Consider the following 14,926-nt stretch of genomic DNA (forward strand, 5'->3'; position numbering starts at 1 on the left):
GGAACACACGGCCTTTCCAACCGCTCTCGCCGCAGCTGCTTGACACGTTGAGTGCCTGAGGTGTCTCTACCGCCGGATTTAACGAACTACCGGTAGGCGAGCCAGGCGCCGACGGGGGTGGTGGCGGGGGCGGCGAGGTGGCCGTGGGTGCGTAGGTAGTCGGCGGCCGCGGCGAGGCGGGCACGCCAGGCGGCGTCGTGCTTGTCCCAGATCATGCCCAGCGCGTCGAGTTCGGCGATCCAGTCGGCTTCGAGGCGGCCGGCGGTGCGGGCGTCGCGCATGGTGGTGATGAAGGTGCCGAGCCGGTAGCCGGTGGGGTCCACGTGGTCGGCGGGGACGTCGAGGTGGCCGTACTGGTCGCGGTAGGAGCGGGCGGCGGCAAGGCCGAGGCGGCGGGAGCGGGAGACGGCCGGGTCGCGGGGGTCGAAGGAGACCAGGTCCATCGCCTGGGCGATGCGTTCGGGGTGGACGGTGAAGTCGAAGTGCCAGCGCCGCGCGATGACGTCGCTGGTCTCCTTCGGCAGCCGGTTGACCTTGTCGGGGAGGCGCTCGAGGATGCGGTGATCGTGGCTGGCCAGCGCGCAGGCGATCGCCCACACCGGTTCGTACGCGGTGCCCAGAGGTTCTCCGCCTCGGCGCCGGCCGGGATGTAGACGGGGACGATCAGGGAGGCGGTCTTGCCGGAGACGTCCAGGCGCAGGGCGCGGCCGAGGGCCTGGACGCAGCGGATGACGCTGCGGGTGGGATCGGCGAAGACGATCGCGTCGACGGATGGGATGTCGACGCCTTCAGCGATCAATCGGGAGTTGGCGAGGATCGCGACCTCGGCGGCGGCGAACTGGGCGAAGACTTCGGCGCGTTGTTCGGGGGTGTGCTCGCCGTGGGCGAAGAACAGTTTCGGGTCGACGCCGGGGACGAGGTCGGGGTCGGTCTTGGCCAGCAGGCGCAGGGTGTGCGGGAGTTCGCGGGCGAAGCGGCGGGCGTCGGAGACGAGATGGAAGTAGACCAGCACCTTCCTCAGGCCGTGCTCGGTCATGGCGCGCAGCACGGCCAGGTGCAGGGCTGTGGTGCGCAGCGCACCGTCGTCCTCCGGCTCCTGAGCGGTGGCGCCGGCCACGGGCGTGGTGCCGGGGACGGGCAGGTTCAGGCGGCGGCGCAGGTCGGTGTCGGTCAGGGTGTGCACCACGATGCGGTAGTCCGCCGCCCGGCCGTCGGCGACCGCCTGTGCGAGCGGGTACTCGACGACCTTCTTCCCGTAGACGGCTTCGTTGTCCATGGAGTTGGCGAACGCATCCACCTCCGGACCCTGCGGGCGCCTTCGGCGCGGGCGGATCAGGTCGGCGCACTCTGCTAGCTCGGGCGCGGCGAAGATACGGGGCGTGGCGGTCATGTAGAGGCGGCGGTCGGCGTGGATGCGCTGGGCGTCGTTGACGACCGCCCACTTCTTGTCGGCCGGCCGGCGATCCGGTGCGCCTCGTCCATGACCGTCAGGTCGAACGGCGGGACGTCGTATCCCGTGTTCTGGGTCTGTTCGATCTTGTTCAGGGAGTCGTAGGTGCAGATCACCGTCAACGCCCGGATGTAGTCGGACCCCTCCCCCACTACCGACATAGCCGCTGCCAGCCCGAGCGGGTCGCTGGTCGAGCCAACGCGCGCGGCAACCAGGTCATCGCGGCCGGCGGCGTCCAGAGAGGAGACGATCACCATGCGCTCGTCGTGGCCGTCGCGGCGCCAGGTCAGTGCCTGCGTCATGCATCCCCCCACCGGTCCACTCGCCGCCTTCCCCAAGACGGCGGGACACGTGGGACGTTGCGCCGGCCAGTGGCCGCCGCACGCCTCCCCCCTCGCCGCCCAGTGTGACCTGCCAGCCGGTATCGGCACACGATATCGACGCACGTTGTCCAAAATGAGGTCGAACCGTATGCCCGTGCATTGCCTCACGGCCCTCCCGGGTAGCAGCAGGCACTGGTGCGGGTGCGGGACGCCCTCGTCTGCCGGGCCGGCCTGCAACTGCAGTGCTTCGGCAGGCGTCCGGGCCGACAACGTCCTTCGTCTGCCCGCGAACGTCCCGCCGACCGTCAGCGGCAACGGCGGATGCCCGCCTCAGATCGCCAGCGCCCTTCCCCGAGTCTTCCGGAGAGTCAATCGCCTGGTGCTGTGCGCGGGTGAGGAGCAGGACGACATCAGCAGGAGTCGGGGTGGCGCACAGTGAGGGTCCAGGCGGGCCAGCGCCCTGGTTGGCTGTAGGACGGCGACTTCGGCCAGTTCGGCGATTCTCTCGCAGACCGCATGAAAGTCAATCATGTTCTGGATCGCCTCGCGGTGCCTGCTCGACCTGCGGTCGCAATCTCCGAGTGATGGCCTCGGAGGTCGCCGCTGGGGTGATAGGGCCCAGCAGGAGGTCGCCCGCAAGGCGGGCAGTGTACGTGCGGACGTCACGTGTCGACGCTCGTTCAGGTGTAAGTGCGCCGCACGTCATGTCGCTGAAGGTTAACTGGTGCATACGCTACGTAAGCGAAGCCACGCTGCAGGGGAGGGAAGCGGGTGGTCACCGATCAATCCGAACGCTCAGTGGTTGGTGCTCGGGCGACAGCAGGGCAGCAGGGCAGCAGCGTAACGGGGGTGCGCAAACCATGCTGAGACCTCTTGAGCGAGAGGCTGAATTGTCCGTCGCCCAGGTTGCGCTGGATGCCGTGACGGGGCATTCCACGACGGACCTGGTAAGTCCCTCTACGCGCCGTGGCGGGCTGCTGGCCTTCACGGGACCGGCCGGAGTGGGCAAGACGACCCTGCTTGACGAGGTGCGTCGCAGCGCGGCCGAGCGGGGGTGCACAGCACTCTTCGCCAAGGGTGTCGAGCAGGAGCAGAGCCTTGCCTTCCACGTGGTGCGCCAGTTGTTCCAGCCGCTGCTGGCCTCGTACTCCGAAAACGAACGCCGGGATCTGTTGGGCGACTGGTACGGCATCGTCGGTCCGTGTATCGGGCTGTGCCCTGCCGCCGCGGGGGGCGCCGCCCCCGATCCGCAGGGTGTGCGCGACGGCCTGGACTGGGTCGTCACCTGTGTGGCTGTTGGGCACGGCCCCTTGATTCTCATCGTCGACGACCTCCACTGGGCGGACGCGGAGTCCGTGGCGTGGCTCACGTCCTTCGCCAGGCGGGTGGAGGAGTTGCCGGTGCTGATGGTGTTCAGCTACCGCCCCGACGAACTGGGCACGGCGACGGGCATGTTCACCGACATGGTCGAGGGGAGTCGGGTGCGTCCGCTGAACCTGGCACCGCTGAGCCCGAGCGCTGTGGCGGATCTGCTGTGCCAGGAGCTGGATGGCGAGGTCGACGACGACTTCTGTCAGGAAGCCTGGCTGGTGACCGGCGGGAACCCGTTCGAGACGGTTGAACTGGTGGCGAAGGTGCGCGACCGCCGTCTGGCTCCCATCAGGGAGAATGCTTGCGCATTGCGGGACCTTGCCGCCGAGACCTGGGGTGGCGGCCTGGTGGGCCGGCTGAAGGAGTTGGGCAATGTCGCGGTGCGGCTGGCCTGGGCCGTCGCCGTCCTCGGTTCGGAGGCCACCCCCGACCGGGCCGCATCCCTGGCGGCACTCGGCCAGTCCGAGTCCCGTGAAGCGGCGGACGTGCTGCGCGCCGAGCGGATTCTCACCCACGACCCCGCACTGGAATTCGTGCATCCGCTCATCGCGACGGCGATCTACCGTGCCATTCCGCCGGCGATGCGTGTGGCCTTGCACGGCAAGGCCGCCTGGGAGCTCGTCGAAGCGGGTCACGGCCCAGCAGTGACGGCACGGCACCTGCTGGAGATGCAGCCGGAGGGCAACACCTGGGTCGCGGGGCAACTGCGCGACGCGGCCCGGGAGTATGTGCGCCAGGGCGCTCCGGAGGCTGCCCGGCGCTGTTTGAGCCGCGCTCTGTGCGAGCCGCCACCTGCGTCACTGCGGGCCCAGGTCCTGTACGAGCTGGGTTCTCCCGCACTGATGCAGGACCCTTCAGCGACGGTCAACCATCTACGAGCTGCCTTGGACGAACCGGATCTGTCCTCCGACCTGCGGCAGAGCATTGTGATCCGGCTGATGCGAGCGCTGGCGTATTGCGACCGGCTGGCCGAGGCATCGGACGTGGCGATGCGGGAGGCCCGTAGGGCTGCGGACTCGCGGGTCCGTCTGCGCATGTTCATGGAGCACTTCATGACGACCGGGGTCACCTCCCACGGCCGGGAGGTCCCGGTTGTGTCGCGTCGCCTCACCCAGCTCACCCAGCGACTGTCCGGCCGGAGCCAGACCGAGCGCTACCTGTTCGGTCTGCGCGGGTGGAATGCGATGGTGCGCGGCGAGCCGGCGGCCACCGCCCTGGAGTACGCGGAGCGGGCACTGGGGTCCGAGGGCATGCGATGGACGGACGAGGAGTGGGGGTTCGAGGTTCCGTCGCTGGTGGCCCTCACTTTCCTGTACTGCGACAGGCCGGACCGGGCCGAGGAGCTGTATGCCGGTGCCATCGCGGAGTACGAGCGCCAGGGCTGGCGCGGGGTACACCTCGCGCTGGGCTACAGCCTGCTGGGCTACATCCGCTTCTGGAAGGGCCAACTCACCGATGCCGAGGATTTCGTCCGAGCCGGGCTGCGGCTGGCCGATCGACTGGGCCCGGCGGGAACCCATGCCCAGTGGTACGCACTCGGGGGTCTGATCGAAATCCTGCTGGCCCGTGGGAAAACCGCGGCCGCCCGGGACCTGGCAGCGAGCCGCCGGTTCGGCAAGCCGTTTCCGACGATCGTGACGATTCCCGACGTCCAGACCGTCCACGGCGAACTGCTGCTGGCTCGTGGCATGGACAAGGAGGCCGTCGAGGAGCTGACCGAGGTGGGGCACCGTCTCGACCTCTGCGGGATGCGCAACCCCGTGTGGTGTCCCTGGCTGCCCCACCTGGCCCTCGCCTCCCGGACGACGGACCCCGTGGGGGCACTGGAGTTTGCACAGGACGCACTACGGCGCGCCGAGCGGTTCGGTACGGCAACGGCGAGGGGGCAGGCCCTGCGTGTGCTTGCCCGGACAGCCGGGGAAGCGGAGGGTATTGCCCTGCTCCAGCGGGCCGTCACCGTTCTCCGGAGGGCACCCTCGACCTACCTGCTCGCGAGCGCTCAAGTCGAGCTCGGAACCGCGCTGCGTCGCGCCGGCCGCCTGACGGAGGCCACAGCGCCCCTGCACCAAGGAGTGGACCTGGCCAGCAAGTGCGGGGCAGGGGGTATCGCGGCTCAAGCCCGCGACGAGCTGGTCACCGCGGGCCTGACACCACGCCGTTTGACTGTGGCGCTGCACGAGTCGCCCTAGCAGAGCACCGACGGTGGAGTGAACGGCGCGCGTGAGGCCGCATGCGCGGTAGCGTGCGCCAATTTCCGGGGCCAGAGGTGCTCCGAGGATTACTTCTTCGGTTTCCGCCAAGGCAGAGCGGCGCAGGATCCGTCACGGCGCGACAGCACAGGAGCACACCTCGTCTCACTCCCCTGGAGAGGGCCATGCTCACTGCGACGGGTGTCGAGGGCTATTCCCCGACGGCCCTCACCGATGCCGTGCCGGGTCTGCCAGGCATCCGGCAGGCGGTGGACGCCGTACTCGCGGAGTTCCTGGCGGCCAAGCGCCGCTCCGCGACACCCGACTTGCGAGAACTCATCGACATCCTGGAGGGATTCCTCTCAGCCGGCGGCAAGCGGATCCGACCGGTGATGTGCATATGCGGTTGGTACGCCTCAGGAGGCCGGGGAGAACCGGGGCCGGTGGTTCGGGCCGCGGCGTCACTCGAGCTCTTCCACGCCTTCGCGCTCATCCACGACGACCTCATGGACAACAGCCATATCCGCAGAGGGCGTCCGACCGTCCACCGGTTGCTGGCCGACCGCCACCGGAGCCAAGGCGGCAGCGGGAACGCCGACCGGTTCGGGATGAACGCGGCTGTTCTGCTCGGGGACTTCGCCCTGGCCCTGTCCGACGAGCTGTTGCACACAGGTCTCACGCCCATCCAGCTGCGGGCGGCCCTCCCGGTGATCGACGCAATGCGTACCGAGGTCATGTTTGGCCAGTATCGCGACCTTCTCGGCACCGGCAGGCCGACCGCCGGTGTCGCCCACGCCCTGGAACTCATCCGCTACAAGACCGCGAAGTATACCGTCGAGCGACCGCTGCACCTCGGTGGCACGCTGGCCGGCTGCGACACCGCCGCCACCGACGCCCTCACTGCCTACCCTCTTCCGGTCGGAGAAGCCTTCCAGCTCCGGGACGACCTCCTCGGAGCGTTCGGCGATCCCGCGAAGCCCGGAAAGCCCGTCACCGACGACTTCCGAGAAGGCAAGTGCACCGTCCTGATGGCACTCGCCGTCGTCCGGGCCACTTCTGCGCAACTCCGGGCGCTGCATGAGCTGGTGGGCCGCTCCGGCCTGACCGAAGAACAAGCCGACAGCATCCGGATCGTGCTGGAGGACACCGGCGCGCGTCTCGCCGTCGAGCGCATGATCGCCCGCCGCTGCCGCCGTGCACTGGCCGCCCTCGACCGCGCCCCGTTCCCCGAACCAGCCACCACCGCCCTGCGCCACCTTGCCTACGCGACCTCTGTGAGGACCTCATGACCGAGTTCTTCCTTCCCGAACTGCCGAGGCTCCTTCCGGTGGCCTATCACCCCAAGGCCACACAGATCGAGATCCGGTCTAACGGATGGGTGCGCGGCCAGCTCGGCACCTGCTTCGCACGCGAGGACGACCTGCTGCTCTTCCTCCGTCAGCGCAACGGGCTCTACGGACCGCTGACCGTGCCCCACGCCGACGAGCAGCGGGCCCTCGATGTCACCGACTGGTACCAGTACGTCACCGTCATCGACAGCTCCGTCTCTGACCGCTCTTCACTGGGAGCCGATGAGGCCGACGCTCGCGTGGTGTTCGCCGACATCATGGACGACTTCCGCAGCAACCGGGACGCACCGGGCGACCTCCCGTACAGCCGAGCAGGCCAGGACCTGTGGCGACGTATCAGTCCGGGTTTTTCCCGCGCGCAGATCCAGCGGTTCGCCGACGCCCTGGAGTCATTCCTGCGTGGGTGCGCCACCGAGATCGGTTTCAAGCAGGCAGACCGCGTGCCGGACTACGAGACCTGTATGGCCATACGCATGGACAGCTTCGGCTGCCAATTCATCCGGCTGATGACCGAGTACGCGGCCGATGTCGACATGACCGGCCACGAAACTCTGCTCGCGGACGTACACATGCACGGGATGCGACAGATGATCCTCGTCAACGATCTGCTGTCGTGGCGCAAGGAGCACGCCCAGGGCGACAAGATGACGCTGGTCCGCGTGTTCATCGAGCGCGAGGGGCTTCTTCTGCAGCAGGCGATCGACGGGCTCTGCGAGCTGGTGGAGCATCATGAAAGCGCCTATCTCGCGGCGCGGGACCAGCTGTTGCACGGGCCGCACGGCTCGCGTGCGGACATCCGCCGCTACCTGAGCGGGCTGGACCACCTCATAGGTGGCAGTCAGGAATTCGAGTACCTCACCCCTCGGTACTTCGGCGACGGTTACGTCTGGGATGGCTCCACATCGGGCTGGCTCAGCCTCACCGCTCCCGTCACCCGATTCCGGCCACGGCCCGGTGGTGATACCGATCCCCATATCTCGGCCGCCGGCAGCACAGACCAGTCCGTACCTTCGCTGACCAGGGGCTGAAGCATTGATACCAAACCCACACATACAGGTGAAGCGTCGTCCGCCAACACCCGGTACTGGGTCTATGCCTGCAACGGGCCTCGCTCCCGGTCGGCTTCCCGTCCTTGGCCACGCAGTTCCCCTGCTGCGCCGACCACTGGAATTCCTCACCTCTCTCCCGGCTCTCGGCGACCTGGTCGAGGTGCGCCTCGGACCCCTGCGGGCGTTCCTGGTCTGCCGACCCGAGCTCGTCCAGCAAGTCCTGCTCAAACCCCGCACCTTCGACAAGGGCGGTCCGTTGTTCGAGGCGGCCCGACTGCTCGTGGGCAACGGCCTGGTCACCTCGGGTTGGGCGGAGCATCGCATCCAGCGCCGACTCGTACAGCCCGCCTTCCACTCCAGCCGGATGGCGCAGTACGTCAGCGTGATGGGCGAAGAGATCGAGGCCGCGCTCTCGCAGTGGCAGGAAGATCGGGCCATCGAGCTCAATGCCGTACTGCACGCGCTCACGATCCGTGTGACCATGCGAACGCTGTTCTCGACCACGATAGACGGCCGGGCCGTTGACGACGTGCAGCGTTGCCTGCCTGCCATCTTCCGAGGCATCTACAGGCGCATGATCGTGCCGATCGCCCCGTTGGGGAAACTCCCCACCCCGGAGAACAGGCGATTCAACCAGGCGCGCGCGAGGCTGCACACGATCATCAACGAGACCGTACAGGCCCGCAAAGGTGCCAGCTCCGACGCCGAGGACCTGCTGTCGACCCTTATCGGGGCCGCAGACGAGGAGAGCGGCAAGCGCTTTACCGACGAAGAGATCCGCGACCAGGTCATGACGCTGCTGATCGGCGGCACCGAGACGACCGCCAGTGCCCTGGCCTGGGCCTTCCATCTTCTCGGCCGGCACCCGGAGGCCGAGCAGAAGTTGCAGAGCGACGTCGACGGCGTCCTCGGCGGCCGACTGATGCCTGCCTTTCGCGACCTTCCCGCGCTCGACTACGCCCGACGCATCGTCACCGAAGCCCTGCGGCTCTACCCGCCCGCCTGGATCCTCACCCGCACGACCACCATCGAGACCGAACTGGCGGGACGGCCGCTGGCTCCCGGCACGACCGTCCTATTCAGCCCATACGTCCTGGGCCGCGATCCACGCGTCTTCCCCGACCCCGAGTGCTTCGACCCCGACCGCTGGCTCCCCGGGCGCGCCTCGGCGGTACAGCGGAGCGCAATGGTCCCGTTCAGCGCGGGCAGCCGCAAATGCATCGGTGACAGCTTCGGCATGGCCGAAGCAACCCTCGCGCTGGCGGCCATCAGCGCGCGCTGGAAGCTCCGGCCAGTGCCTGGCACGACGATCCGGCCGATGCCGAAAGCGTCCCTGAACACCGGACCCCTCCTCATGCTGCCCCAGCAGCGGCACCGCCTCGCCCGCACGGCCGCATGTGCCAGTCAAAGCAACGGTTACGGCGCGGGATCCACCCGTCAGGCGGGCCCGTCCATCTGAGCGCCACCAGGTCCGCCTCGGCGGGGCGGCCCGCCCTGGGCGCGACCGTCGCAGCGGATCAGCGGTGGCGCTCTGAAGGTTCAACAGCCGCCACGGCACAAGCCACAACCAAAGGCGGAGCGGTGGACGGCTCATGCATGCCTATTGCCGCACCCGCCACGCCAGAACGCACCCAGTCCTTCCACAGACGGGCCCCCACCGCCTGTCCCCTGGCGGCAGACTTCATTCACTTTCGACAGGCTTGGTCCTCGCCACGACCGCAAAAGATCGGTGCGCCGATGTGCATCGCGCGAGTCAGTCATTCGCGTGTGCCGAATCATCAATGGGCGCCGCCGGAAGCATACGGATGCGGCCTTTCCCTGCGGCCTTGGCCTCGTACATGGCCAGGTCGGCATTGTGCAGGAGTTCGTCCGGCGTGATGCCGGGGGCGGCCAGCGCCACGCCGATGGACGCCGAAACCACCGCATCGGTGTTGTTAATGCGGTACCGCTGGGACAGGGTGGACAAGAGCCGTTCGGCCACTTCCCTGACTGTGGAGGGGCATGTTCCTGCCTCGCCCTCGAGGAGTGCGGCGAACTCGTCCCCGCCGAGGCGGGCGACGGTGTCGCCTGCGCGTACAGAGTTCTGGAGCCGACGGGCAGCTTGGCGGAGCAAGGCGTCGCCCGTCGCATGTCCGGCGGAGTCGTTGACAGCCTTGAAGCCGTCCAGGTCCACGAAGAGCACCGCAGGCGGGGCCGTGCCGACGGTGCGGTTCCGCAGGGCCTGAGCAACTCTCTCTACGAACAGGGCGCGGTTGGACAGGCCGGTCAACGTGTCGTGGAAAGCCAGGTGTTCGAGCTGCGCCTGAAGCTCGACCCGCTCGGTCACATCGCGACTGCTGAAGATCAGCCCCTCGGGGTGGTGACTGATCGTCGACTCGACGTGACGCCATCGCCCGTCAGCCGCACGGACCCGGCAGGACACACAGGCGCCCGGCCCGCTGGTGCCCGAGGCAGCTTCCCGCCGCAACGCCTCAACGGCGTGCATCAGCGTGGCCAGGTCGTCCGGGTGGCAGTACAGCAGCAGGCGGGCGCCCACCAGGGCCTCGGGCCGGTATCCGAACACCTTGCGGACGGCCGGGCTGACGTAGCGCAGGCGGCCGTCCGGACCGGCGACGGTGATCACGTCGCTCGAGCCGTCGACCAGCGTCCGGTAACGAGCATCACGGGCTGCGGCCTCGCGCGTGAGACGCAGATGGCCGGCATGAGCGACACCCTGCCGGGCGCCGAGCCCGAGGAACACAGAACCTGCCAGGACCACCATCACCACATCGGTGTGGCCACCGGCCAGCGCATGGGCCACCAGAGCCAGCTCGCAGACGACCACGGGCACGAAAGCTGCCACCACCGCGACAACAGGCATCTCACTCCGGTCGACCCCCACGGCACTGACGCCGCCGGGCAGCCACGGCGCGGCGGCAACGAGGAACAAACCGGTCACCGAGCAAGCCGCCGCAAGAGGAACCCCGCACCACGTCCCCGGAGCCGGCAAGAGCATTCGCAGCATGTCACTCAATGCCAAGACGGTAAGGGCCACGGCGGCCACCGTGGCAGCCGTACGCTCTCCACGGTTCAGACAGAAGCGCAGGGCAACCAGGAGCCCCAGAACAAGGACGTCCGTCACCACCCGCGCGAGACCCAGCAGCGAGGGCCACACTTCACTGCCCTGGTCGGCGCGGTGCAACAGCAGCACCCAGCCCAGGGTGAGCAGCGACCCTGCGATCAACCAACCGTCCAGAAGCCTCCGTAACCAGATCAGCGGCGTGCCGCTCTCCGTGGCTGCGAGAACGAGCCCGGCCACCCCCAGCCCCAGACACAACGTGATCCCGGCGAGGGCCAGCAGCCCAGGCACCGAATGAAGAACACCGGCAGACCGTCCTGAAGACGACGGAGTCTGCCTCACCACCAGATGATGGAGGCCGCCGGACACCAGCGAAACAGCGAGCAACCTCAAGCGAAGGCGCACCCGTCCCGTGGACCCTCGGGCCCGTGCAAGCAGGGAAAGCGCAGCCAGCCCATGCGCAGCCGGCACCGCTGCGCCGACTCTCAGCAACGCAGCCCCCGCCACACATCCTCCCCCGGCCGCGACGACCGCAAAGCCCGCGCACAGGACCTGCCCCAGCTTTGCTCCCTGCAGTCGGCCGACACGGGCAGCGGGCATCGAACCGCCTCGACCGGACCCTGCCTGAATCATGCGCACCCCCGGGTGGTCAACCTCAGAAGGGCAGCCACAAGCTCCTTGGCAACTCCAGTGCGACAAGAGGGTAGAAGGATCTGTCGCCTGCACCAGGAGAGCGGCGTGGAGTTCGCCCGAAATAACGACAGCAGCTGTGTGTCGTCGACGGCGGCGACGTTGAGGTGGTAGGCGACACTCCGGTCTCATCCATCACAGCGACAGTGAGTATGTGAAGTGCTGGATGTCCCGGGCCTCTTGACCCGCACAGCGATGGACGCGCCAGGATGCCGGTGCCTGGGATGCTCTCGCGGCCTCCTGACCCGCACTCCGATCGACCGTACTGTCCTTCCTCGGACTTGTCGGTGGCCCGGAAGCATCCCGGCGAGGCGCTCGCCTCGCCGACGGGAGTGACTTAAGGAGAGCCTGGCCAAGGTCCCATCACTGTCTTGTCCGCCGCCTCGGTGACCGCGCGCCGACCCACTGCGGACGAGGGCCTCGAGCCGGTCGAGGGCGACCACGGCGAGGTTGGCCAGGCTGCGCTTGACGTGCGCCCATACCCACTCGACGGGGTTGAGGTCGGGCGAGTAGGCGGGCAGCAGGAACACCGTCAGCCATGCACGCTCGGCGATCAGCTCACCAGCTGCGGGCGAAGGCCGTGCGCGGGGTGGCAGAGCGCCGTCGATGCCGGCGACGCCCACCGGTCACGCGTGGGATCCCGAGGGGACCGTGCTGCTCACCGGCGCGACCGGTGGCCAGGCCCGTCTCGGCGGCCAGGGCGGCGAGTTCTGTCTTCCAGGCGCGGGTGCGGTAGCCGTTGGAGCCCCCTGCGTCCGCGGAGATCAGCAGACGGGTGGCGTCCGGGTAGTCGTGTCGTCCTCGGGCCTGCCACCAGCGGCGGATGGAGGCGACCGCGAACGCGGCGGTGTCGTGATCGGTGCCGACACTGACCCAGCCGGTACTCGCGGCGATGTCGTAGATCCCGTCTGGGATTCTCGACGCAACACCTGGTGCGAGGCCGGCTGGACCTTCCGGTCCCTCGGCCGCCCCTGAACCCGACGCGGACAAGGCACAGATCGTGGTGGTACGGCAGCCCGCGCAGCCCACACGGTCCGGGCCTCGCCCGCTTGGGCATCAGGAATATAAGGGACAGGCGGACGGCTGCTCTGGACTGACCGGTCAGTCCGGCACGCCCCGGAGACGGGCTGCTGCTCTCTCCTCCTCTGCCGGACGAGGGGGAATGCCTGCGCGTCTGAAATCCCGGGAGGTGCGATGCCGTCCTCTGGGATGCTTTGGCAACACCCTTGTCGAGGAGACGTGCGTGATCGTTTTTGACTCGAACGCGCTGTTCGGGCTGAGTCTGGATGCCCCCAAGTTCGACCTGTTGCGCGCTCTGAAGAGGTCCGGCCGGCAAAAGGTCGCCATCCCCTGGATGGTCCAGGAGGAGCTGGTCGCGCAGAAGGTGATCCGGCAGGCCGAGGCCCACCAGGAGGCAGTTTCCGCGGTCCGTGCTCTGAACCGGGTCACCCCCTGGCGGCGGGAAGCTGAGCCGCGCGCGTTCGATCCCGAGGAAGCACGTCGCTACTGGCGACAGAAGTACGGGGAACTGTTCGAGATCATCGAGACCTCCGGCGACGTCGCCCGCCGGGCGCTCTTGCGGGAAGCCCACTGCGAGAAGCCGGCCAAAGGTGCAGACGCGAAGACCAAGGGCGGCGCGAGGGACGCGGCGATCTGGCTCTCCGTGATCGACTACCTGATGAATAACGCAGGCGAAACGGTGCACTTCGTCAGTGCGAACACGCGCGATTTCGGGGACGGGAGCTCGTTCCCGTCCCCGATGGGCGAGGACCTGAAGGGTCTCGAAGACCGGCTGGTGCTCATGACCTCCTTCGATGCAGTCGTTGCGGAGTTCACGACGCCTCTGGAGATCGACGAGAAGCACATCGAGGACGTCCTGGTCGGCCTGCTGACGAGAGAGGAAACGCGCAGTCCCCTGGAGTCCATGGTCAAGGACCTGCTGATCGCCAAGACGGGCTCCTGGGTGGGTACCGAAGTCAACGGCTTCCTGGCAGGGCTCGGCTCCACCGACGTCTACGCCCCGATCCGATGGAACGCCTGGCTCAGCACGCCCAAGGCCTTCCTCCGGCGCGTTCACGAGGTCTCCGGTCACAGGATCGGCGAGGAGGAGTGGTACACAGCGACGGTCGACTGGATCCTCGTCGGCTACGCCACCCGGCCCACGACCGTCCCGCTCACGATCCCCCCGGCATCACTGTCCGAGAGCACAGGGAGAATCGCCTGTCAGCTGAGGAGCAGGCTCCTGTTCAGCTCGAAGCCGGGGGAAACACCCACCTTCCTGCAGTTCTGGCCCCCGACTGCGCTGGATCCGGCGGAAATGGCCGAGTGGGAGCCTCGTGTCCTCGAAGGGATGAGCACGCCCGCAGCAGCCACGGCTTCACTTGGCCTGTTGCTGACGTTCATGGCCGCGAGCTTCCTCAAGAACAGGAACAAGAACAAGGGCGAGGAGAGCACGGCGGGCTGATGCCGGGCAGATAGCGGCCACTACCAGCGGCCCCCGTCCCAGATCTTCAAGATCCAGCGTCTCGTGTGTTCAGGATCTGAGGTCAAGGCCTTCCTACGGCGTGGCTGCAAGGCCGACCCGTACGGGTCGGGGCAGCAGGGCGCCGCACTTAGTTGAGCGAACGAGTTGTGCGAAGTGGCGCCACGTCTCTACGCGGACCCGCTCCGGGGTGAGCGCATGAATCTGAGCGAGAGCATGTTCGACGTTGTCCACCTTGCCGGGTTGGCGACCCTGACCACCGGACCTGTCGCCGAACGGATGATCGGTCTCAGGGAGGATTCGGTCGAGCGGCAGGCTCCCCAGCAACTCGGGCTTCCGCAGCATCGAAGCGTTGACCGAGAAGAAGCAGCCGAGCTCAATGGCTCGCTTGGTCTGGGCTTCGTTGCCGAGCCACCAGTGAAGCACCGCACCGTGGATCGGTTGGGCCGTGAGGCACTCCAAGGTGACATCGACGGCGGCGAAGCTGTGGATACTTGTGAGTCGGGGGTTCTGTTGCAGCACAGCCAAAACCGCGTCCAACGTCACCCGCTGCGTGTCCAGGGGCACGCGGGACTTGCCATCCAGGCCAACCTCACTGACGTACGGCGTTCGGTTGATCAGGTCGGCAAATCGAGCTGCGAGCCCTCCGCGACGCCGTACTCGTCGTAGGCGAAAGCGGACCGTGCCAGGGCGGTGTCCACCGGGAGCTGCACCGTCACGTCACCGCGGATGTCGGTCAGCTGGAGGACGGTGGATCCGGTGGCACTGGTGAGGGCGCCCAGACGCCCGTCCATGTCCTGCACGTTGCGGGTGATGGTGGAGGCGCTTTCCTGGATCCAGTCGGGGCTGTCTCCGTCGGCGTCGTAGTGGTTGAACCGCCCCGTGTCAGGTAGAGACTCGATTCCGTGAAAGGATTGAGTCATGGCACGACCCTCCCGTTACCCGCTTGAGCTGCGCCGTCGCGC

General features: G+C 67.9%; 11 protein-coding genes and 3 pseudogenes. 6 read left to right on the forward strand and 8 right to left on the reverse strand.

From position 1 onward, the window contains the following. Positions 1 to 86 precede the first annotated feature (86 nt). Together ACFZDC_RS41355 and ACFZDC_RS41360 are read right to left on the reverse strand one after the other, a co-directional pair. Positions 87 to 599, reverse strand: a complete 513-nt coding sequence (locus ACFZDC_RS41355) for a Helicase associated domain protein (protein ID WP_391332193.1) — start codon at positions 597 to 599, stop codon at positions 87 to 89. 152 nt (positions 600 to 751) lie between these two features. Then, a pseudogene (locus tag ACFZDC_RS41360) lies at positions 752 to 949 on the reverse strand (helicase-related protein); the annotation flags it as partial. On the opposite strand from ACFZDC_RS41360, the gene ACFZDC_RS41365 reads away from it, so the two are divergent. Then, positions 881 to 1,354: a hypothetical protein gene (locus ACFZDC_RS41365; RefSeq protein ID WP_391332195.1), complete on the forward strand. Its 474-nt coding sequence runs from the start codon at positions 881 to 883 to the stop codon at positions 1,352 to 1,354. The pseudogene ACFZDC_RS41360 and the gene ACFZDC_RS41365 overlap by 69 nt on opposite strands. A 32-nt stretch (positions 1,355 to 1,386) precedes the next feature. Here ACFZDC_RS41365 and ACFZDC_RS41370 read toward each other — a convergent pair whose 3' ends face one another. Further along, the gene (locus ACFZDC_RS41370; protein WP_391332197.1) at positions 1,387 to 1,752 is read right to left on the reverse strand and encodes a hypothetical protein; all 366 of its coding nucleotides are present in this window, start codon (positions 1,750 to 1,752) and stop codon (positions 1,387 to 1,389) included. Positions 1,753 to 2,420: 668 nt separating this feature from the next. Between ACFZDC_RS41370 and ACFZDC_RS41375 the strand changes: the two genes are divergently transcribed. The 4 genes from ACFZDC_RS41375 (at position 2,421) to ACFZDC_RS41390 (ending at position 9,190) form a co-directional block, all read left to right on the forward strand. Next, positions 2,421 to 5,333, forward strand: a complete 2,913-nt coding sequence (locus ACFZDC_RS41375) for an AAA family ATPase (RefSeq protein ID WP_391332199.1) — start codon at positions 2,421 to 2,423, stop codon at positions 5,331 to 5,333. A gap of 185 nt (positions 5,334 to 5,518) precedes the next feature. Next, a complete protein-coding gene (locus ACFZDC_RS41380) occupies positions 5,519 to 6,622 on the forward strand; it encodes a polyprenyl synthetase family protein (RefSeq protein WP_391332201.1) in 1,104 nt (367 codons plus the stop codon). Further along, positions 6,619 to 7,710, forward strand: coding sequence for a terpene synthase family protein (locus ACFZDC_RS41385; RefSeq protein WP_391332203.1), 1,092 nt, complete (start codon positions 6,619 to 6,621; stop codon positions 7,708 to 7,710). The genes ACFZDC_RS41380 and ACFZDC_RS41385 overlap by 4 nt, the downstream gene beginning before the upstream one ends. A 64-nt stretch (positions 7,711 to 7,774) precedes the next feature. Beyond that, on the forward strand, positions 7,775 to 9,190 hold the full coding sequence (locus ACFZDC_RS41390; RefSeq protein WP_391332205.1) for a cytochrome P450: 1,416 nt from the start codon (positions 7,775 to 7,777) through the stop codon (positions 9,188 to 9,190). 294 nt (positions 9,191 to 9,484) lie between these two features. Here the strand turns inward: ACFZDC_RS41390 and ACFZDC_RS41395 are convergent, their stop codons facing one another. From ACFZDC_RS41395 to ACFZDC_RS41405, 3 genes and pseudogenes are all read right to left on the reverse strand, one after another. After that, positions 9,485 to 11,080 (reverse strand): diguanylate cyclase domain-containing protein, encoded by a 1,596-nt coding sequence (locus tag ACFZDC_RS41395; RefSeq protein ID WP_391332207.1) that lies wholly within the window; start codon positions 11,078 to 11,080, stop codon positions 9,485 to 9,487. A gap of 803 nt (positions 11,081 to 11,883) precedes the next feature. Next, positions 11,884 to 12,054, reverse strand: a pseudogene (locus ACFZDC_RS41400) (transposase); the annotation flags it as partial. 103 nt (positions 12,055 to 12,157) lie between these two features. Further along, positions 12,158 to 12,394: pseudogene (locus tag ACFZDC_RS41405) on the reverse strand (ISAzo13 family transposase); the annotation flags it as partial. Between the two features lie 247 nt (positions 12,395 to 12,641). On the opposite strand from ACFZDC_RS41405, the gene ACFZDC_RS41410 reads away from it, so the two are divergent. After that, complete coding sequence (locus ACFZDC_RS41410) at positions 12,642 to 13,943, forward strand: PIN domain-containing protein (RefSeq protein WP_391332209.1); 1,302 nt, start codon at positions 12,642 to 12,644, stop codon at positions 13,941 to 13,943. Between the two features lie 93 nt (positions 13,944 to 14,036). Here the strand turns inward: ACFZDC_RS41410 and ACFZDC_RS41415 are convergent, their stop codons facing one another. Next, positions 14,037 to 14,582: a TatD family hydrolase gene (locus tag ACFZDC_RS41415; RefSeq protein WP_391332212.1), complete on the reverse strand. Its 546-nt coding sequence runs from the start codon at positions 14,580 to 14,582 to the stop codon at positions 14,037 to 14,039. After that, positions 14,579 to 14,884, reverse strand: a complete 306-nt coding sequence (locus tag ACFZDC_RS41420; RefSeq protein ID WP_391332211.1) for a hypothetical protein — start codon at positions 14,882 to 14,884, stop codon at positions 14,579 to 14,581. Before ACFZDC_RS41420 ends, ACFZDC_RS41415 begins: the two co-directional genes overlap by 4 nt. Positions 14,885 to 14,926 lie beyond the last annotated feature (42 nt).

Origin of the sequence: Streptomyces sp. NPDC007905, from assembly GCF_042959345.1 — a bacterium.
GTDB lineage: Bacteria > Actinomycetota > Actinomycetes > Streptomycetales > Streptomycetaceae > Streptomyces.